General features: G+C 40.4%; 14 protein-coding genes and 2 pseudogenes. 7 read left to right on the top strand and 9 right to left on the bottom strand.

Going from position 1 to position 19,746, the window contains the following annotated elements; translation table 11 throughout:
• Nucleotides 1-4: 4 nt before the first annotated feature.
• The 4 genes from DXN33_RS07925 to DXN33_RS07910 all read left to right on the top strand — a co-directional run bounded on the left by DXN33_RS07925 (nt 5) and on the right by DXN33_RS07910 (nt 3,492).
• Nucleotides 5-799 (top strand): transporter substrate-binding domain-containing protein, encoded by a 795-nt coding sequence (locus DXN33_RS07925; RefSeq protein WP_115904797.1) that lies wholly within the window; start codon nt 5-7, stop codon nt 797-799.
• Nucleotides 800-811: 12 nt separating this feature from the next.
• A complete protein-coding gene (locus DXN33_RS07920; protein ID WP_000131145.1) occupies nt 812-1,489 on the top strand; it encodes an amino acid ABC transporter permease in 678 nt (225 codons plus the stop codon).
• 9 nt (nt 1,490-1,498) lie between these two features.
• Nucleotides 1,499-2,158, top strand: a complete 660-nt coding sequence (locus tag DXN33_RS07915) for an amino acid ABC transporter permease (RefSeq protein ID WP_115904796.1) — start codon at nt 1,499-1,501, stop codon at nt 2,156-2,158.
• 143 nt (nt 2,159-2,301) lie between these two features.
• Entirely contained in the window at nt 2,302-3,492 is a 1,191-nt protein-coding gene (locus tag DXN33_RS07910; protein WP_181897304.1) for a ferric reductase-like transmembrane domain-containing protein, read from the top strand.
• A 110-nt stretch (nt 3,493-3,602) separates the two neighbouring features.
• On the opposite strand, the gene DXN33_RS07905 is transcribed toward DXN33_RS07910, so the two are convergent.
• Nucleotides 3,603-4,040: an Rrf2 family transcriptional regulator gene (locus tag DXN33_RS07905; protein ID WP_001166795.1), complete on the bottom strand. Its 438-nt coding sequence runs from the start codon at nt 4,038-4,040 to the stop codon at nt 3,603-3,605.
• Nucleotides 4,041-4,115: 75 nt separating this feature from the next.
• Complete coding sequence (locus tag DXN33_RS07900; protein ID WP_070478512.1) at nt 4,116-4,958, bottom strand: metallophosphoesterase; 843 nt, start codon at nt 4,956-4,958, stop codon at nt 4,116-4,118.
• Between the two features lie 332 nt (nt 4,959-5,290).
• On the opposite strand from DXN33_RS07900, the pseudogene DXN33_RS09910 reads away from it, so the two are divergent.
• Both DXN33_RS09910 and thrS read left to right on the top strand, forming a co-directional pair.
• A pseudogene (locus tag DXN33_RS09910) lies at nt 5,291-5,409 on the top strand (AAA family ATPase); the annotation flags it as partial.
• A gap of 78 nt (nt 5,410-5,487) precedes the next feature.
• A complete protein-coding gene (gene thrS / locus DXN33_RS07895; RefSeq protein ID WP_049492426.1) occupies nt 5,488-7,431 on the top strand; it encodes a threonine--tRNA ligase in 1,944 nt (647 codons plus the stop codon).
• 211 nt (nt 7,432-7,642) lie between these two features.
• Here thrS and DXN33_RS07890 read toward each other — a convergent pair whose 3' ends face one another.
• The 6 genes and pseudogenes from DXN33_RS07890 to DXN33_RS07865 all read right to left on the bottom strand — a co-directional run bounded on the left by DXN33_RS07890 (nt 7,643) and on the right by DXN33_RS07865 (nt 13,536).
• Nucleotides 7,643-8,692: a DUF389 domain-containing protein gene (locus DXN33_RS07890; RefSeq protein ID WP_060628624.1), complete on the bottom strand. Its 1,050-nt coding sequence runs from the start codon at nt 8,690-8,692 to the stop codon at nt 7,643-7,645.
• Nucleotides 8,689-9,012: a potassium channel family protein gene (locus DXN33_RS07885; RefSeq protein ID WP_000825751.1), complete on the bottom strand. Its 324-nt coding sequence runs from the start codon at nt 9,010-9,012 to the stop codon at nt 8,689-8,691. The genes DXN33_RS07890 and DXN33_RS07885 overlap by 4 nt, the downstream gene beginning before the upstream one ends.
• An 81-nt stretch (nt 9,013-9,093) precedes the next feature.
• Nucleotides 9,094-9,291, bottom strand: a pseudogene (locus DXN33_RS07880) (hypothetical protein); the annotation flags it as partial.
• A 290-nt stretch (nt 9,292-9,581) separates the two neighbouring features.
• Nucleotides 9,582-11,093 carry an ABC transporter ATP-binding protein gene (locus tag DXN33_RS07875; RefSeq protein WP_061589905.1) on the bottom strand — a complete coding sequence of 504 codons (1,512 nt, stop codon included), beginning with the start codon at nt 11,091-11,093 and terminating at the stop codon, nt 9,582-9,584.
• Between the two features lie 798 nt (nt 11,094-11,891).
• Nucleotides 11,892-12,866 (bottom strand): HAMP domain-containing histidine kinase, encoded by a 975-nt coding sequence (locus DXN33_RS07870; RefSeq protein ID WP_049552154.1) that lies wholly within the window; start codon nt 12,864-12,866, stop codon nt 11,892-11,894.
• The gene (locus DXN33_RS07865; RefSeq protein ID WP_000548990.1) at nt 12,859-13,536 is read right to left on the bottom strand and encodes a response regulator transcription factor; all 678 of its coding nucleotides are present in this window, start codon (nt 13,534-13,536) and stop codon (nt 12,859-12,861) included. The genes DXN33_RS07870 and DXN33_RS07865 overlap by 8 nt, the downstream gene beginning before the upstream one ends.
• Before the next feature lie 155 nt (nt 13,537-13,691).
• On the opposite strand from DXN33_RS07865, the gene DXN33_RS07860 reads away from it, so the two are divergent.
• The gene (locus DXN33_RS07860; protein WP_115904794.1) at nt 13,692-14,765 is read left to right on the top strand and encodes a DUF2974 domain-containing protein; all 1,074 of its coding nucleotides are present in this window, start codon (nt 13,692-13,694) and stop codon (nt 14,763-14,765) included.
• A gap of 90 nt (nt 14,766-14,855) precedes the next feature.
• Here DXN33_RS07860 and DXN33_RS07855 read toward each other — a convergent pair.
• Nucleotides 14,856-19,746 (bottom strand): LPXTG cell wall anchor domain-containing protein (locus tag DXN33_RS07855; RefSeq protein WP_115904793.1); only part of this gene is annotated, 4,891 nt, incomplete at its 5' end.

The following is a 19,746-nucleotide window of genomic DNA, read 5'->3' as shown; positions in this document are numbered from 1 at the left end:
GCCTATGAAAAAGAAATTCTTTTTATCAGCAATATTGATTAGCCTTTTCGGCCTTGCTGCTGCAAAACCAGTCCTGGCTGATACCAGTGTCGCAGACATTCAAAAGAGAGGCGAGCTAGTTGTCGGTGTGAAACAAGACGTTCCCAATTTTGGCTACAAGGATCCTAAGACAGGGACCTATTCTGGTATCGAAACCGACTTGGCCAAGATGGTAGCTGATGAGCTCAAGGTTAAGGTTCGTTATGTGCCTGTTACCGCTCAAACCCGTGGACCCCTTCTAGACAATGAACAAGTCGATATGGATATCGCAACCTTTACCATCACAGACGAACGTAAAAAACTCTACAACTTCACCAGCCCTTACTACACAGATGCTTCTGGCTTTTTGGTCAATAAGTCAGCCAAAATCAAAAATATTGAGGACCTAAACGGCAAAACCATCGGAGTTGCCCAAGGCTCCATTACCCAACGCCTGATTACTGAACTGGGTACAAAGAAAGGCTTGAAGTTTAAATTCGTCGAACTTGGTTCCTACCCCGAATTGATTACTTCCCTTCACGCTCATCGAATTGATGCCTTTTCCGTTGACCGTTCTATCCTATCTGGCTACATCAGTAAACGGACAGAACTACTAGATGATAGTTTCAAGCCATCTGACTACGGTATCGTTACCAAGAAATCAAACACTGAACTCAACGACTATCTCGATAACTTGGTCACCAAATGGAGCAAGGACGGCAATTTGCAAAAACTTTATGACCGTTACAAGCTCAAACCATCTAGCCATACTGCAGATTAAGGAGGATACCACATGACAGATTTATCATCTTGGACAGCCTATTTTCAGGATTTTGGACAATTTTTCAATGGTTTCCTCTTCACCCTTGCCCTAGCGATTGGATCCTTTATCCTAGCCATGGTCTTAGGCATCTTCTTTGGAGCCATGTCGACCAGTAAACGTCCAATTTTGAGAATTTTGGCTCGTATCTTTGTCGAATTTTACCAAAACACTCCCCTCTTGGTGCAGTTTGTCATCGTTTTTTACGGCCTACCTCTTATCAGTGACCACACCATCATGATTCCGATTTATTGGACAGCTGTTCTCTGCGTGGGTCTCTATCACGGTGCCTATATCGCTGAGGTAATTCGTTCAGGTATTCAATCTATTCCTAGCGGTCAGATGGAGGCCGCCTTGTCGCAAGGTTTTACCTATATCAGTGCCATGCGCTTGATTATCTTGCCTCAGGCCTTCCGTATCATTCTCCCTCCTTTGACCAATCAAATAGTCAACCTCATCAAGAATACCTCTACAGTCGCTATCATCTCTGGAGTGGACTTGATGTTTGTGACCAAATCTTGGTCAGCTCTTAACGGAAACTACATTCCAGCCTTTTTAGGAGCTGCCCTTCTCTACTTTTCTCTATGCTTCCCTGTTGCCCAGTTTGGTCGTAAGATGGAGCAAGCCAACAAAAAAGCCTATTCACTTTAGGAGGTTACTATGGAATCCATTTTAGAAGTTTTGACCCCAGATAACCTAATCTTTATCTTTAAAGGATTTGGCTTGACCCTCTATATTTCTCTGATTGCCATCATCCTCTCTACCCTTATCGGTACGGTTCTAGCTGTCATGAGAAATGGGAAAAATCCTGTCTTGCGTATCATCTCCAGCATTTACATCGAGTTTGTGCGCAACGTTCCCAACCTTCTCTGGATCTTTACTATCTTTTTAGTTTTCAAGATGAAATCCACTCCAGCTGGTATTACAGCCTTTACCCTCTTTACCTCAGCAGCCTTGGCTGAGATTATCCGAGGAGGTCTCAATGCCGTAGACAAGGGACAATACGAAGCAGGAATGTCACAAGGCTTCACTTCAGCCCAAATCCTCTACCACATCATTCTCCCACAAGCTATTCGCAAAATGTTGCCAGCCATCATTTCTCAGTTTGTAACCGTGATTAAGGATACCAGTCTTCTCTACTCTGTTATCGCCCTACAAGAACTCTTTGGAGCTAGCCAAATTCTCATGGGCCGTTATTTCGAACCAGAGCAAGTGTTTAGTCTTTATATCCTGATTGCCCTCATCTACTTCAGCTTCAACCTAGCAATTTCTAGCCTGTCTCATATGCTAGCAAAACGTTGGCAACAAGCTGCAGAATAAACAGCCACTCTCCAGTTAAATTGGAGAGTTTTTTTATGATAGTAAACATTTATAGATCTCAATTTGACACCATACTTTTTCTATGATAAAATGTAACAAATTTATTTACAACAAATCAAAATCTAAATGAAATGGAATTTTCTATGAAATCACTCAAAGGACTACTCTTTATCATAGCTAGTTTTGTCTTGACTATTTTGACTTGGATGAACACTTCTCCCCAATTCATGATTCCAGGACTAGCTTTAACAAGCCTATCTCTAACTTTTATCCTAGCCACTCGTCTCCCCCTACTAGAAAGCTGGTTTCACGGTTTGGAGAAGGTCTATACTGTCCACAAATTCACAGCCTTTCTCTCAATCATCCTACTAATCTTTCATAACTTTAGTATGGGCGGTTTGTGGGGCTCTCGTTTAGCTGCTCAGTTTGGTAACCTTGCCATCTATATCTTTGTCAGTATCATCCTTGTCGCCTATTTAGGCAAATACATCCAATACGAAGCTTGGCGATGGATTCACCGTCTGGTTTACCTAGCCTATATTTTTGGACTCTTTCATGTCTACATGATGATGGGCAATCGCCTCCTTACATTTAATCTCCTAAGTTTTCTTGTTGGTAGCTATGCCCTTTTGGGCTTACTGGCTGGTTTTTATATCATCTTCCTTTATCAAAAGATTGGCTTCCCCTATCTAGGGAAAATTACCAATCTCAAACGCTTGAATCACGATACTAGAGAAATTCAAATCCATCTTAGCAGACCTTTCAATTATCAATCAGGACAATTTGCCTTCCTAAAGATTTTCCAAGAAGGCTTTGAAAGTGCTCCGCATCCCTTTTCTATCTCAGGAGGTCATGGTCAAACTCTTTACTTTACTGTTAAAAATTCAGGTGACCATACCAAGAATATCTATGACAATCTTCAAGTCGGCAGCAAAGTAAGCGTAGATAGAGCTTACGGACACATGATCATAGAAGAAGGACGAGAAAATCAGGTTTGGATTGCTGGAGGCATTGGGATTACCCCCTTCATCTCTTACATCCGTGAACTTCCTATTTTGGATAAACAGGTTCACTTCTACTATAGCTTCCGTGGAGAGGAAAATGCAGTCTACCTGGATTTGCTCCGTGACTATGCTCAGAAAAACCCTAATTTTGAACTCCATCTAGTAGATAGTAGGAAAGACGGCTATCTTAATTTTGAGCAAGAAGAAGTGCCCGAACATGCAACCGTCTATATGTGTGGTCCTCTTTCTATGATGAAGTTACTTGCCAAACAGATTAAGAAACAAAATCCAAAAGCAGAGCTTATTTACGAAGGATTCAAGTTCAAATAACCACTCATACTCTCCTGGAATTTCCCAGGAGTTTTTTCTACGCAATCTCAAAAAACACTGCCAGATTTCTAGCAGTGTTTTGACATTTCATTTGCAGGCATCTATCCCTCTTAATCCTTCATCTGACTCTCTGCGTCGGCCACGACTTGCTCTAAGCTAGTCTGACCAAGCTCTGCCTCCATAGCCAGCTGGATTCTCTCCAATTTTTGATCCAAAACATCATGAATATGGGCTCCAACTGGGCAATTTGGATTTGGATTGTCATGAAAACTGAAGAGTTGACCAGTCTTACCCAGACACTCAACAGCCTGATAAACATCTAATAGACTAATGTCTTTGAGATCCTTGACAATCTCTGTCCCACCTGTTCCACGCGCTACTGAAATCAGCTCTGCCTTCTTCAACTGGGACAAGGTCTTTCTGATAATGACTGGATTGACCCCGACACTAGCAGCCAGAAAATCACTGGTCACCTTGCTTTCCTTTCCCTTGAGGGCAATGATTATCAGCATATGAGTCGCAATGGTAAATCTACTTGGAATTTGCATCCTCTTCTCCTTTTTACGAGGCTACCCTGCCTCTACTCTTCTTTTTCTATTATTATACCCTTTTTAGTTGTAATGTCAATCGTTACCACTTTTCAACCAGGCATCTAACTCCCTATCGTAGCCCTCTTGCTGGGCCAATTCTCTCAAAAATTCCTGATGATGAGTATGGTGGATACCATTGACCAGACTTTCATAATAAACCTCAAAATAGGGAAGTTTGAGGTCTTTAGCCAACTGCAATTCAGCTGCCACATCGTAGTCTACCCGTCGGAAGTCCATATCTACCAAGCCCTTATCATCGAACTCCAAAACCATATACTGGGCTCGCAAGTCCTTCCGCAAATGGGTATCTAGAAAGAAAGGTTGCCCAATCGAACCTGGATTGACAATCAATTGCCCACCAGTCCCGTAACGAAGCAACTGCTGATGAATATGACCATATACAGCGATATCACAAGGTGGATTGGTCACCAAGCGGTCAAAATCCTCTTGCGCTCCAGTATGAATCAACTCTCTCCCCCAGTTCTTATCAGGAAGATGGTGGCTAATTCCTACCGTCAAATCCCCAAACTGACGATGAATCTGTAGAGGTTGATTGTGGAGCAGTTCAATTTCTTCTAGGGAAATTTCCTCTAAAACATACTGGCACTGGCGCAAGAGATAGCGTTGACTGGGACGAGTACTATCCAATTCCTTACGGACACCATGCCAAAGACTGTCTTCCCAGTTTCCCAAAACTCTAGCCGTAATCGGTAGTTGAGCCAACAAGTCCAAAATTCTTCTACGCCCTGTCCCTGGCATGAGAATGTCTCCCAAAAGCCAGTATTCATCCACTCCTAGCTGCCGAGCATCTGCCAAAACAGCCTCCAAGGCGGTGGTATTTCCATGAATATCTGAAAGAAGAGCTATTTTTGTCATTCTTTCTCCTCATTTCCTCTTATATATCTTTTTAATATTATAACAAAAAATACTGTTTAATAGTCACCTTTAACCCACTCTTACTAAATCCAGAACACTACTTTTATCAAGGTAAAAACTTATCAAAAAGATGATTTTACATTACTCCTAACAAAGCATAGCAAGCACTTTTTCAATGAAGAAAATTCAAAAAAATCTACAAATATCTTGAAAATTTTCACAATCATGCTATAATAATCCATAGAGACAAGTCACTTAGTCCCTTTCTACTAGAGAGTGCGTGGGTGCTGGAAACGCATAGAAAGCCTATACTGATACTACTCTACTGACTTTTATGCAAACATAAAACGGTGGCCACGTTAGAGCCAATCAGAGGTGTCCCTCTCTTTTGAGGAACATAAATGAAGGTGGAACCACGTTGCGACGTCCTTTCGAGGATGTCGCTTTTTTTCTAGCTTTCACAGTCCTCTGTCCCTGTTCTCAGAATAGGGTTAACACATTCGTCAATAATATAAGTAAGGAGAACATCATGATTAACATTACTTTCCCAGATGGCGCTGTTCGTGAATTCGAATCTGGCGTTACTACTTTTGAAATTGCCCAATCTATCAGCAATTCCCTAGCTAAAAAGGCCTTGGCTGGTAAATTCAACGGCAAACTCATCGACACTACTCGTGCTATCACTGAAGATGGAAGCATTGAAATTGTGACACCTGATCACGAAGATGCCCTTCCAATCTTGCGTCACTCAGCTGCTCACTTGTTCGCCCAAGCAGCTCGTCGTCTTTTCCCAGACATTCACTTGGGAGTTGGTCCAGCCATCGAAGATGGTTTCTACTACGATACTGACAACACAGCTGGTCAAATCTCTAACGAAGACCTTCCTCGCATCGAAGAAGAAATGCAAAAAATTGTCAAAGAAAACTTCCCATCAATCCGTGAAGAAGTTACTAAAGACGAGGCACGTGAAATCTTCAAGAACGACCCTTACAAATTAGAATTGATTGAAGAACACTCAGAAGACGAAGGTGGTTTGACCATCTACCGTCAGGGTGAATATGTAGACCTTTGCCGTGGCCCACACGTCCCATCAACAGGCCGTATCCAAATCTTCCACCTTCTCCATGTAGCAGGTGCTTACTGGCGTGGAAATAGTGATAACGCTATGATGCAACGTATCTACGGTACAGCTTGGTTTGACAAGAAAGACTTGAAAAACTACCTTCAAATGCGTGAAGAAGCTAAGGAACGTGACCACCGTAAACTTGGTAAAGAGCTTGACCTCTTCATGATTTCACAAGAGGTTGGTCAAGGACTTCCATTCTGGTTGCCAAATGGTGCGACTATTCGTCGTGAGTTGGAACGCTACATCGTAGACAAAGAGCTAGCTTCTGGCTACCAACACGTCTACACTCCACCACTTGCTTCTGTTGAACTTTACAAGACTTCTGGTCACTGGGATCACTACCAAGAGGACATGTTCCCAACTATGGATATGGGAGATGGGGAAGAATTCGTCCTTCGCCCAATGAACTGTCCACACCACATCCAAGTCTTTAAACACCATGTTCACTCATACCGTGAATTGCCAATCCGTATCGCTGAAATCGGGATGATGCACCGCTATGAAAAATCTGGTGCCCTCACTGGTCTTCAACGTGTGCGTGAAATGTCTCTCAACGACGGTCACCTCTTTGTGACTCCAGAACAAATCCAAGAAGAATTCCAGCGTGCCCTTCAGTTGATTATCGATGTTTATGAAGACTTCAACTTGACTGAATACCGCTTCCGCCTCTCTCTTCGTGACCCTCAAGATACTCACAAGTACTTTGACAACGATGAGATGTGGGAAAATGCCCAAACCATGCTTCGCGCAGCCCTTGATGAAATGGGTGTGGACTACTTTGAAGCCGAAGGTGAAGCAGCCTTCTACGGACCAAAATTGGATATCCAGGTTAAGACTGCCCTTGGAAAAGAAGAAACACTCTCTACGATCCAGCTTGACTTCTTGCTTCCAGAACGCTTCGACCTTAAATACATCGGAGCTGATGGTGAAGAACATCGCCCAGTTATGATCCACCGTGGGGTTATCTCAACTATGGAACGCTTCACAGCGATCTTGATTGAAAACTACAAGGGTGCCTTCCCAACATGGCTTGCGCCACACCAAGTAACCCTCATCCCAGTATCTAACGAAAAACACGTGGACTACGCTTGGGAAGTAGCGAAGAAACTCCGTGACCGTGGTGTCCGTGCTGATGTGGATGAACGTAATGAGAAAATGCAATTCAAGATTCGTGCTTCACAAACTAGCAAGATTCCTTACCAATTGATCGTTGGTGACAAGGAAATGGAAGACGGAACTGTCAACGTTCGTCGCTATGGCCAAAAAGAAACAAACACTGTGTCAGTAGATGAGTTTGTAGCAGCTATCCTAGCCGATATCGCCAACAAATCACGTGTTGAAAAATAAATCGATCGCAGTCTGAGAAACATTTTTCAGTAAGAAAAAGCAACAACTATTTCAGTTGTTGCTTTTTATATTTTATTTAACCTGAGCTAGTAGTGATTGGTCAAACCACCACAAATGATATTCTCATCAACAATCCTTTCTATCCATTAACTTTTGGATATAGGATATCCTCCCAAGATTTGCTTCCATGAGTTAGATAAGTTGACTATCCTCAGTCCTTGTCTGCTTCATTTTCTTTTGCGCGATCGTTTTGTAAATCTTTTTCAGAGAGTTTTTGTTCGATATACTTGTCAATGTTTTCGTAAAATTCCTTGGTCGCCTCACTATCTAATTTTGCCGAATTATGGAATTGCTTGACTTTCAATTGAACAGATTGAATACCGTAAGAGGCTTGTTTTTGACGAATGGTTTCTAATTCTTCTTCTGAAATTGGATCTCCAACAACCGTCAAGACCAATTCATTGTTACTTGACTTGTAGACTTGATTAATAACCGTATAATTGGCGAACTCTTTTCCTACAAACTGTTTGATCCCTTCTTTTCGCGCTTGTTCTATTGTCAGAGTAACTGCCGAATAGCTAGCTGGAAGAATCAACAATACAATCAAAGATATCAAGCCAATTCTCATTTTAATGCTCAGCTCTTTAAATGAAGTTAAAGGAGATTTTCTCATCAAAATTCTTGTTCCAACAATGTTGGCTAGCATGATAAAGACACAGTTGATCAAGAAAAGATAGAGAGCCCCCAATAAAAATCGTACATTCCCATTAGCTAAACCATAGCCAGCAGTACAGATAGGCGGCATCAGAGCTGTAGCAATGGCTACTCCTGGCACGATATTGTTTGCTTCTTTTTTCCTTGAACCGATCACACCAGCAATCCCACCAGCAATAGCAATGAGGACATCCCAAATGGTTGGAGAGGTTCGTGCAATCAACTCGCTACTTGCATAAGACAAGGGAGAAATCCAGAAATACAGAGTCGAGACAAGCAAACTGACCAACACTTGAGTCAATAAAACCTCTAGAGATTGCTTGATTAAACGCGTATCAAAAATAGCTAAACCGAATCCCAGTCCAACAATCGGTGTCATGAGAGGTGAAATCAACATGGCTCCTATAATGACAGCTGTTGAATTCATATTTAGTCCGATAGAGGCAATAAAAATTGCACACATCAAAATCGCTGTATCTCTCAATCGAACATGAAGGTCATCGTATAATTTCTCACGGTATTCCCGTGTTGAATAATTGGCAGTCATTTGTCCTCTCCTCTTTCCTTATTTAAATTGGTATAATAATTAAAAATAACAGCTGATAAACAGCCAAAAAATATGAGCCCATAAATCGTCAAGAAGACACTGGTAATCCTTCCAATCAAGGTCACAGCTAGGAGATCCCCGTAGCCGACAGTCGTCGAAGTCACAAAAGCATACCAAAGACCGTCTCCGTAATTTGTGATAGCAGGTTCAACTAGGAAAAGCACGCCTCCTGACCCAAAAACAAAGGTCACAAAACTCAGAGCAAACCGAGTAAAACCCGTAACCTGCATAATATGCCATAACATTTTTAAACGTTTCATTTGTTCTCCTTATTCATACTAGCTCCTGACCGAGCCGTTTTTTTCCAATAATCAAAGTGAAGATAGGACATGATCTCCATCACCAAACCCCAGTCCAACAATCGGTGTCATAAGAGGGGAAATCAGCATGGCTCCAATAATGACAGCTGTTGAATTCATATTTAGGCCAATAGAGGCAATAAAAATCGCACACATCAAAATCACTGTATCTCTTAATCGAACATGAAGATCATCATATAATTTCTCACGGTATTCACGTGTTGAATAGTTTCCAGTCATTGGTTACTCCTTTTATTTCGTATAATTTTGTTTCTGCATGGATGATGGTAGAGAGACTTCTGTCCAATCTTACATATTTTTCTTCTCACCTGTTATTCTTTTGAAAATTATCCTTTAAATATCCGTCAGTCCATCCTTAACATTATATCAAAAATTTTACAGTCTTTCTTCGAAGAAATCTATCAATTGAATAGATAGATGAAGCAAGAAATTTTTGTTTCCTTATCCGAAGAAGGAAAAACGGTATCTCCTGAACCTTGATACTATGCGTTTTATTCTTTATAATTTAGCTATTTCAAAATTACAAGTTCTCCATTCTTAATTTCCCAAACTTGGTCAAACTTACTTAATAATTCGTTTTGGCGATGTAAAGTAACAATGACGGCACTTGGTAGTTCCAGAACTCTTTCCAATTCCATTTTAAACTGATTAGTATCCAAAGCAGAGAAAGGTTCGTCTAGGATAAGCAATGGATTTTTACGATTTTTCTCACGATTTAAATACATTCGTTGTTGCTGACCACCTGACAGGGATTGTGGTGGAATTTTTTCAAAATCTTCTTCTCTGAATTTTTCATTGAAACTATTGAATAGCGTTACATTATTTTCATAACTTGAAATAAATGTATGTTCTTGTTGCAGAATCATACCGAATCTTCCCCAAAGATGGTCCAAAACAAGCCCATCTAGCACAATTTGTCCTTCAAAATCTTCATCTGTTCCATTTAAAATGTTGAGAAGACTACTTTTTCCAGACCCATTCTTACCAATAAGCGCAATTTTATCCCCTTTTTGAATCGTAGCGGAAGTAATTATCAATTTTGATTCTCCCAGTTGTTTGGAAATGTTTTTCAAAGTAATCGTATCAAAAGAATGTTGAGGTGCTTGAACTGAAACGGGTCTCCCAACAATGTTTTGAAAACTCTTGATTACAGGCTTTACGGACTCTAACATTTGTAAATCATAAAGGATTTCCTGTATTGGTTCAGAAAAAGCATTAATATATCCGAAACTCGCCACCACCTCAGGAATACCGAGTTGCTGGTGAGATAGAGAGTAGGCTAAATAAATAAACAGAACAAGACTAATGAATTCAAAAGAAACACCTGTCAATAAGATGCCTGTAATTTTTGTCAAACCATACTTAAAATACTTATCCTGCAAATTCTTTAGAGAACTCTTTTGTTGATTCAAAAAATGCGACATAGTTAGTTTATTTACCAAATGATGTCCCATGAGCAAATCCTCCAAGGTTCGATAGTAATCTCCTTGTTTTTTCAAGTAAACCTGTCTACGATTAGCGATCAACTTCCCAACGATTTTAGGAATTTGAATACTAATTCCAGTGGAAAAGATTAAAATCAGTGATACAATAGGATTAATTGTTCTGCTAATAATGAAAGCGTAAATGATGATACGTAAAATTTGTTTGATAAAACTCATCAATGGAGGAAGGTAATCCTTTTCCAACGAATCTAGGTCATTAGATTGATAGGAAATATACTCTGCTACTGTTTTCTGCTTGAAATCGTGGTGACTGAGTCCCAGAAGTGAACGAAACCACTCATTTTTCAAAGTAGTCGAAAAGATAATCCCCTGCTTCCAATCAAGTATCATTTGGATATAGTTACAACTCAAATAGCCTGCCACTGACATAGAGTAACCATATAGAGCTACTTGATAATCCCCTTTGATTAATGCCTGCGTGAAATACGGTAACAAAGCTGTGCAGATATTCGATACTACACCAAAAAGAAAATTAAAGAATAAATACCATCTAATAGTTTTAAGATATGGAAGCATATACGATACTCCTTGCTAATGCGTTTTTTTACATATCGCAGAACAATCTCTACTATTCCCTATTTCAGATAGTGCGATACTCGGACATTGAGTGCAATAATTGTAAATCACACAAGTACTGCAGTTTTTACTATCATTCAAAATATAATTTGCTATTTTGTAAAATATAGGTCTATCCCATGTTTCTTTGATAGATGTAAAATGAATATTTCCAATACTTCTATTGAAAGTAAGCTTTTTCAGTTTTTCTAACGATTTAGGCTATTTCGTGACACACCCACAATCCGTGAAAATTCTGGTTATATCAGATTATGTGATTTTCGTAAGAATTTTATATTGTCTCCAATCATGGCAGTCTCCTTTTACTTGATAAAACTATTATAATATTTAGAAATTAAAAACTGATTCAAAATCAATAGAATGTATGTATTCGATACATTCAATAAATTCTTGGAAACAGTTCTACACCAGTGACACAAATCTATATACACCTATCTCATTCAAAATAAAAAGAAAGCTGCAGTTCTTTTAATACTGTATCAACAATTCATTCTGAAATCGAATAGGAGACATTTCCCAAGTCTACAATTCACTTCATCTCAAATTAATTTTTGTAATTCACCCTTAGTTTATAGATTTTATACTCAACAAAAGTATAAAGCATACAAAACTTCACTTTGAACCAGTATTTATACTATATTCCGTATTAAAAATTCTATTATTGGTTTTGTAAAAAACAGTCTTCAAATATCCTGAAATATAGCAAAAAGAGATTGGGTAAAAACTCATTGTCTCTTCTCACTCAAGGACTAAGTTTACTTGAGCAAACTGAATCCGCACTATCGTTCCTTTTCCGACCTCAGACTCGATACGAATCTGGTGCCCCAGTTCTTCAGAAATTTTCTTAGATAGGTAGAGACCAAGTCCAGATGACTGCTGGGTTAGGCGTCCATTATACCCTGAAAATCCCCGTTCAAAGACTCGGAGGACATCACTGTTTTTTATCCCGATTCCCGTATCCTTGATACAAAGCTCTTGCCCCTCCATATAAATCTCCAGACCACCTTCCTTGGTGTACTTGAGACTATTTGAGATAATTTGCTCAATGACCACTAGCAGCCACTTTTTATCCGTCACGATTTCTTTATCAAGGTCATGTAGATTGACATTTAGGTCTTTTTGAATAAAGAAAAGAGCATATTTACGAATTATCTCCTTAACCATGTCCTCAATTTGAACCTGCTTTAAGACTAAATCATCATGAAAACTTTCTAAACGCAGGTACTGTAAAACTAGATTGGTATAGGAATCGATTTTGAAAATTTCCTGTTCTAATTGCTGCTTCAGTTGGCGGTCGGCCACTTCTGCAACTAAGAGTTGACTGGCTGCAATGGGGGTCTTAATCTGGTGCACCCACAAGGTATAGTAATCCAGCAAATCCGTCAGTTTTCTTTCTGCGTCAGACCTCTGCTGATAGAGTTCCATCTCACGCGCTTCTAATTTTTCTGCTAAAGCTATTTCCAAAGGAGATTTGGCTTCCCTCTCCCCATAGAGAATTTCCTGACGATATACCTGCATTTCTACCAATATGTCCCAAGCGAAAAATAAAATGGTTACAAAGCAACACAAGAGGAAAAAGTAGAGAAAGTAAATTCCCAAACTGGCAAATAAAAACTGAAAGAGTAAGAGCAGAAACGTCAAAGAAATCAGATAGACAAACAGACGACTACGGGAACGCAGATAGGCTAGAAAAAATTGTTTCCAATCAAGCATGCTTCAGTCCGTACCCTATCCCTTTCTTGGTCTCGATAAATCCTATCAATCCCTGCTCTTCCAACTTTTTACGCAAACGAGCCACATTCACAGAGAGGGTATTATCATCAATGAAAAAATCACTGTTCCAAAGTTCCCGCATCAGGTCGTCACGCGCTACGATATTGCCCGCGTGTTCAAATAAAACTCGTAAAATCTGGAATTCATTCTTGGTCAAATTCAAGACTTGCCCTTGATAATGTAAATCCATGGATTTGGTATTGAGGATAACACCAGCATATTCCAGTAAACTCTCGTCACGCCCAAACTCATAGGAACGACGCAACAAGCCCTGAACCTTGGCTAGAAGGACCTGCTGGTCAAAAGGCTTGGTCACAAAGTCATCCGCCCCCATATTGATTGCCATGACGATATCCATAGCCTGGTCTCTCGAAGACAGAAACATAATAGGGACCTTGGAAATCTTGCGAATCTCCTGACACCAGTGATAGCCATTAAACAAAGGCAGTCCAATATCCATGAGGACCAGATGAGGCTCCGACTGGACAAAAAGACTCAAAACTTCCATAAAGTCTTCCACCAGCACCACTTCAAATCCCCATTCAGAGAGCATTTTCCCGACCTGTTGACGAATGACCTGATCATCTTCTACTAATAAAATCTTGTGCATGCGCTTCTCCTTTTCTATTATTATAACAGATTTTTCCATGCTAGAAGGTCTGAAACTGAATTTGAAAGGGCTTGTTTTTAGCCAGTACAAACAGGCAATGCTACTAGCTAATTTGAGGGAAATTTGATAAGATAAGTAAAAAGAAAGGAGCTATTATGGCCAATATTTTTGACTATCTGAAAGATGTCACACACGATTTCTTTTACGACCTTCCTTTGAATGAGTTAGATATTCTAGCCTTAACAGAAATCACCTACCTCTCCTTTGATAATCTGGTCTCCACAAATCCTCAGCGACTTTTAGACCTAGCTCCTCAGGTTCCAAGAGAATCTAACATGTTGACCAGCAAAAATCGCCTCCAGCTATTGGATGAGCTATCTCAACACAAACGCTTCAAAAATTGCAAACTCTCCCATTTTATCAACGACATCGACCCTGAACTGCAAAAACAGTTTGCGGCTATGACCTACCGCCTCAATCTCGATACCTATCTGATTGTCTTTCGTGGGACTGATGACAGTATCATTGGCTGGAAGGAAGATTTCCACCTGACCTATATGAAGGAAATTCCTGCTCAAAAGCACGCCCTACGCTATTTAAAGAACTTTTTTGCCCAACACCCTAAGCAAAAGGTCATTCTGGCTGGGCATTCCAAGGGAGGAAATCTAGCCATCTATGCGGCTAGTCAAATTGAGCAAAGCTTGCAAAATCAAATCACAGCAGTTTATACCTTTGATGCGCCTGGTCTCCACAAAGAACTGACACAAACTGAGGGCTATCAAAGGATAATGGATAGAACCAAGGTCTTCATCCCACAAGGGTCCATTATCGGTATGATGATGGAAATCCCTAACCACCAAATCATCGTGCACAGTACTGCCTTAGGTGGTATCGCCCAGCACGATACCTTTAGTTGGCAGATTGAGGACAAACACTTCGTCCAACTGGATAAAATCAACAGTGATAGTCAACAAGTCGACACAACCTTCAAGGAATGGGTGGCAACAGTCCCTGACGAGGAGCTTCAGCTCTACTTCGACCTCTTCTTTGGCACCATTCTAGATGCTGGGATTAGCTCCATCAATGACCTGTCATCCTTAAAGGCGCTTGAACACATTCATCATCTCTTTGTCCAAGCGCAATCCCTCACTCCAGAAGAAAGGGAAACCATGGGACGCCTCACCCAATTATTAATTGATACCCGTTACCAAGCCTGGAAAAATAGATAATCCACATAAAAAACCCAACTAATCCTTTGATTAGTTGGGTTTTCATTTATGAAATTGAATTCCTTTGTTTAATCTTTAATGATTAAAACATTAGTCTTCTTTTTTCTTGCGTGCCACAAGACCAAATCCGCTCAATACTCCAAGAAGTCCAAGAGCTGCTAGGCTAGAGTGATCTTCTGTACCAGTATTAGGCAATTCCTTAGCTGGTTTAGCTGGAGCTGGTTTTGATGGTTTCGCAGGTTCTGATTTCACAGAAGGAATGATTTTTTCATAAACATGAACTGTGTCGCCATTTGGAAGTTTCTTAGTCTCTACGAAGCGGTAGCCTGGAATATCTTTCTTAGGTTGTTCGCCATCTTCACTTGGATTTCCTGGAATCTCGTTTCCTTCTTTATCCTTGAATGATGTCTTAACTTTTTCGTAGACGTGCTCTGTATCTCCATTTGGAAGTTTCTTAGTTTCTACGAAGCGGTAGCCTGGAATATCTTTCTTAGGTTGCTCGCCATCTTCACTTGGATTACCTGGAATCTCGTTTCCTTCTTTATCCTTGAATGATGTCTTAACTTTTTCGTAGACGTGCTCGATGTCGCCATTTGGAAGTTTCTTAGTCTCTACGAAGCGGTAACCTGGGATATCTTTCTTAGGTTGTTCGCCATCTTCTGTTGGATAGTTTGGAATTTCGTTGCCGTCTTTATCCTTGTGACTTGTCTTAACTTTCTCATAAACGTGTTCGATGTCGCCATTTGGAAGTTTCTTAGTCTCTACGAAGCGGTAACCTGGAATATCTTTCTTAGGTTGTTCGCCATCTTCTGTTGGATAGTTTGGAATTTCGTTGCCGTCTTTATCCTTGTGACTTGTCTTAACTTTCTCATAAACGTGTTCGATGTCGCCATTTGGAAGTTTCTTAGTCTCTACGAAACGGTAACCTGGGATATCTTTCTTAGGTTGTTCGCCATCTTCTGTTGGATAGTTTGGAATTTCATTTCCGTCTTTATCCTTGTGACTTGTCTTAACTTTCTCATAAACGTGCTCTGTATCTCCATTTGGAAGTTTCTTAGTTTCTACGAAGCGGTAACCTGGGATATCTTTCTTAGGATTTGTACCTTCTTCAGTAGTTGTTCCTGGAATTACATTACCATCTTTATCTTTATAAGTTGTCGTAACTTTTTCATAGATGTGTTTTGTATTTCCTTTTTCGTCTACTTCAGTTTTAACAATCTTATATCCTGGGATATCTTTAGTTGGTTTAGTTCCATCTTCTGTTGGTGAAAGTGGTTTACCATCTTTATCAACGAACGAAGTATCAGGACGAACTGTTGGAGTGTAAGTAGCTGTTACAGGTGTTCCGTTCTTATCTACACGTTTAACTGTCACACCTTTAGCTTTTCCTACGAAGTCTTTTTCTGGAGTGAAGGTCACTTTACCGTTTTCATCGATTGTGTATGTTCCTTCTCCTGGTACTTTCTTCTCAGTTGTTCCATCGTCAAATGTTGGTTTAACAGTTTCATCAATTGGTACATTAGGATTTCCTGGTTTAAATTCAGGTGTTCCTGTTTGTGGTTGCCCTTTAGGTCCTTCAGATTCTGCAGGTGTTCCTTCTGGAGTTACCGGAGTTACTGTTGGTGTGTATTTAGCCGTTACTGGTGTTCCGTTCTTATCTACACGTTTAACTGTTACTCCTGTACCTGTTCCTGTGAATGTCTTCTCAGGTGTGAACGTTACTGTGCCATCTGGTGTTACTGTGTATGTTCCTTCACCTGGAATTGTCTTAGTTGTTGAACCGTCTTCGAAGGTTGCTGGTACTTCATCATCCATTGGTACCTCTGGGTTGCCTGGTTTGAATTCAGGTTTACCATTTTGTTCTTTACCTTGGATATCTGTTGTTTCAACTGGGTCTGCGGTTGGGGTTACTGGGGTTACGTTTGGTGTGTATTTAGCCGTTACTGGTGTTCCGTTCTTATCTACACGTTTAACTGTTACGCCTGTGCCTTTACCTGTGAAGTTCTTCTCTGGGGTGAACGTTACTGTTCCATCTGGTGAGACTGTGTATGTTCCTTCACCTGGAATTGTCTTAGTTGTTGAACCATCTTCGAAGGTTGCTGGTACTTCATCATCCATTGGAACTTCTGGGTTGCCTGGTTTGAATTCAGGTTTACCGTTTTGTTCTTTGCCTTGGATATCTGTTGTTTCAGCTGGTGTTCCTTCTGGAGTCACTGGAGTTACTGTTGGTGTGTATTTAGCTGTTACTGGGGTACCATTCTTATCTACACGTTTAACTGTTACGCCTGTTCCTTTACCTGTAAAGTTCTTCTCTGGGGTGAATGTTACTGTTCCATCTGGTGCAACTGTGTATGTTCCTTCACCTGGAATTGTCTTAGTTGTTGATCCATCTTCGAAGGTTGCTGGTACTTCATCATCCATTGGTACGTCTGGATTTCCTGGTTTGAATTCAGGTTTACCATTTTGTTCTTTACCTTGGATGTCTGTTGTTTCAGCTGGGTCTGCGGTTGGCGTTACTGGTGTTACATTTGGTGTGTATTTAGCTGTTACTGGGGTACCATTCTTATCTACACGTTTAACTGTTACGCCTGTTCCTTTACCTGTGAATGTCTTCTCTGGTGTGAACGTTACTGCGCCGTCTGGTGCTACTGTGTATGTTCCTTCACCTGGGATGACTTTTTCTGTTGAACCATCTTCGAAGGTTGCTGGTACTTCATCATCCATTGGTACTTCATCAGCACCTGGTGTGAATGTTGGTTTACCTGTTTGTGTTTTACCTTGAATATCTGTTGTTTCAGCTGGGTCTGCGGTTGGGATTACTGGGGTTACTGTTGGGGTGTAAGTTGTTTCTACCTTAGTTCCGTTAGTATCCTTCGCTACAACCTTAGCTGGATCAGGTGTGCCAACAAAGTCTTTGTTTGGTTGGAATGTGATAACTCCTGTTGTTGGATCAATTGTGTATGTTCCAACTTCTTTACCATCTTTAAGTGCTGGCATTGTTGTTACTTCGTTACCACTTGGGTCTACCAATTTAACAGTTGTCTTATCAATTGGTGCTACTTCATCACCTTGTTTGAACATTGACTCTGTTTCTTGAGTTTGTGGTTGACCTTGTTTTCCAGTTGTTTCTTTTGGTTCTGCTGTTGGTACTACTGGAGTTACTGTTGGTGTGTAAGTTGTTTCTACCTTAGTTCCGTTAGTATCCTTCGCTACAACCTTAGCTGAATCTGGTGTGCCTGTGAAGTCTTTGTTTGGTTGGAATGTGATAACTCCTGTTGTTGGATCAATTGTGTATGTTCCAACTTCTTTACCATCTTTTGTAGCTGGCATTGTTGTTACTTCGTTACCACTTGGGTCTACCAATTTAACAGTTGTCTTATCAATTGGTGCTACTTCATCACCTTGTTTGAACATTGACTCTGTTTCTTGAGTTTGTGGTTGACCTTGTTTTCCAGTTGTTTCTTTTGGTTCTGCGGTTGGAGTTACTGGAGTTACTGTTGGTGTGTAAGTTGTTTCTACCTTAGTTCCGTTAGTATCCTTCGCTACAACCTTAGCTGGATCTGGTGTGCCTGTGAAGTCTTTGTTTGGTTGGAATGTGATAACTCCTGTCGTTGGATCAATTGTGTATGTTCCAACTTCTTTACCATCTTTCATCGCTGGCATTGTTGTTACTTCGTTACCACTTGGGTCTACCAATTTAACAGTTGTCTTATCAATTGGTGCTACTTCATCACCTTGTTTGAACATTGACTCTGTTTCTTGAGTTTGTGGTTGACCTTGTTTTCCAGTTGTTTCTTTTGGTTCTGCTGTTGGGATTACTGGGGTTACTGTTGGTGTGTAAGTTGTTTCTACCTTAGTTCCGTTAGTATCCTTCGCTACAACCTTAGCTGGATCTGGTGTGCCTGTAAAGTCTTTGTTTGGTTGGAATGTGATAACTCCTGTTGTTGGATCAATTGTGTATGTTCCAACTTCTTTACCATCTTTTGTAGCTGGCATTGTTGTTACTTCGTTACCACTTGGATCTACCAATTTAACAGTTGTCTTATCAATTGGTGCTACTTCATCACCTTGTTTGAACATTGACTCTGTTTCTTGAGTTTGTGGTTGACCTTGTTTTCCAGTTGTTTCTTTTGGTTCTGCTGTTGGTGTTACTGGAGTTACTGTTGGTGTGTAAGTTGTTTCTACCTTAGTTCCGTTAGTATCCTTCGCTACAACCTTAGCTGGATCTGGTGTGCCTGTGAAGTCTTTGTTTGGTTGGAATGTGATAACTCCTGTTGTTGGATCAATTGTGTATGTTCCAACTTCTTTACCATCTTTCATCGCTGGCATTGTTGTTACTTCGTTACCACTTGGATCTACCAATTTAACAGTTGTCTTATCAATTGGTGCTACTTCGTCACCTTGTTTGAACATTGACTCTGTTTCTTGAGTTTGTGGTTGACCTTGTTTTCCAGTTGTTTCTTTTCGTTCTGCTGTTGGTACTACTGGAGTTACTGTTGGTGTGTAAGTAGCTGTTGCTGGTGTTCCATTCTTATCTTTAACTTCAACAGTTGCTGGATCTGGTGTACCAACAAAGTCTTTGTTTGGTTTAAATGTTACAACACCTGTTAATGGATCGATTACGTATTTACCAACTTCTTTTCCATCTTTTGTTGCTGGAATTTCTTTGTCATCAACTGGTTGTCCATTTACTACAAATTTAGCTGGTTGCTGTTCGTTGATAGTAATTGGAGCTGTTTCATCACCTTGTGTAAAGACAGGTTTACCTGTTTGTTCTTGACCTTGTTTACCTTCAGATGTAACTGGTGCTCCTGTCGGTGTTACTGGTGTTACTTCTGGAGTATATTTACCTTTTGAAGTAACTGGAACTTTGTTTCCTTCTGAATCAGTTGCTGTTACTGATACTTGTACATTAACACCTTTAGCTTTTCCTGTAAATGTTGGAAGTGGTTCAAATGTTACTACACCTGTTGTTGGATCG

Source organism: Streptococcus sp. NM (assembly GCF_003390135.1).
Taxonomy (GTDB): domain Bacteria; phylum Bacillota; class Bacilli; order Lactobacillales; family Streptococcaceae; genus Streptococcus.
This window is presented reverse-complemented; position numbering and strand designations above follow the sequence as displayed.

Bases quoted from the DNA above. Each gene is read 5' to 3' on its own strand.
- DXN33_RS07925 (WP_115904797.1), top strand. From the start codon at position 5: ATGAAAAAGAAATTCTTTTTATCAGCAATATTGATTAGCCTTTTCGGC.
- DXN33_RS07920 (WP_000131145.1), top strand. From the start codon at position 812: ATGACAGATTTATCATCTTGGACAGCCTATTTTCAGGATTTTGGACAA.
- DXN33_RS07915 (WP_115904796.1), top strand. From the start codon at position 1,499: ATGGAATCCATTTTAGAAGTTTTGACCCCAGATAACCTAATCTTTATC.
- DXN33_RS07910 (WP_181897304.1), top strand. From the start codon at position 2,302: ATGAAATCACTCAAAGGACTACTCTTTATCATAGCTAGTTTTGTCTTG.
- DXN33_RS07905 (WP_001166795.1), bottom strand. From the start codon at position 4,040: ATGCAAATTCCAAGTAGATTTACCATTGCGACTCATATGCTGATAATC.
- DXN33_RS07900 (WP_070478512.1), bottom strand. From the start codon at position 4,958: ATGACAAAAATAGCTCTTCTTTCAGATATTCATGGAAATACCACCGCC.
- thrS (WP_049492426.1), top strand. From the start codon at position 5,488: ATGATTAACATTACTTTCCCAGATGGCGCTGTTCGTGAATTCGAATCT.
- DXN33_RS07890 (WP_060628624.1), bottom strand. From the start codon at position 8,692: ATGACTGCCAATTATTCAACACGGGAATACCGTGAGAAATTATACGAT.
- DXN33_RS07885 (WP_000825751.1), bottom strand. From the start codon at position 9,012: ATGAAACGTTTAAAAATGTTATGGCATATTATGCAGGTTACGGGTTTT.
- DXN33_RS07875 (WP_061589905.1), bottom strand. From the start codon at position 11,093: ATGCTTCCATATCTTAAAACTATTAGATGGTATTTATTCTTTAATTTT.
- DXN33_RS07870 (WP_049552154.1), bottom strand. From the start codon at position 12,866: ATGCTTGATTGGAAACAATTTTTTCTAGCCTATCTGCGTTCCCGTAGT.
- DXN33_RS07865 (WP_000548990.1), bottom strand. From the start codon at position 13,536: ATGCACAAGATTTTATTAGTAGAAGATGATCAGGTCATTCGTCAACAG.
- DXN33_RS07860 (WP_115904794.1), top strand. From the start codon at position 13,692: ATGGCCAATATTTTTGACTATCTGAAAGATGTCACACACGATTTCTTT.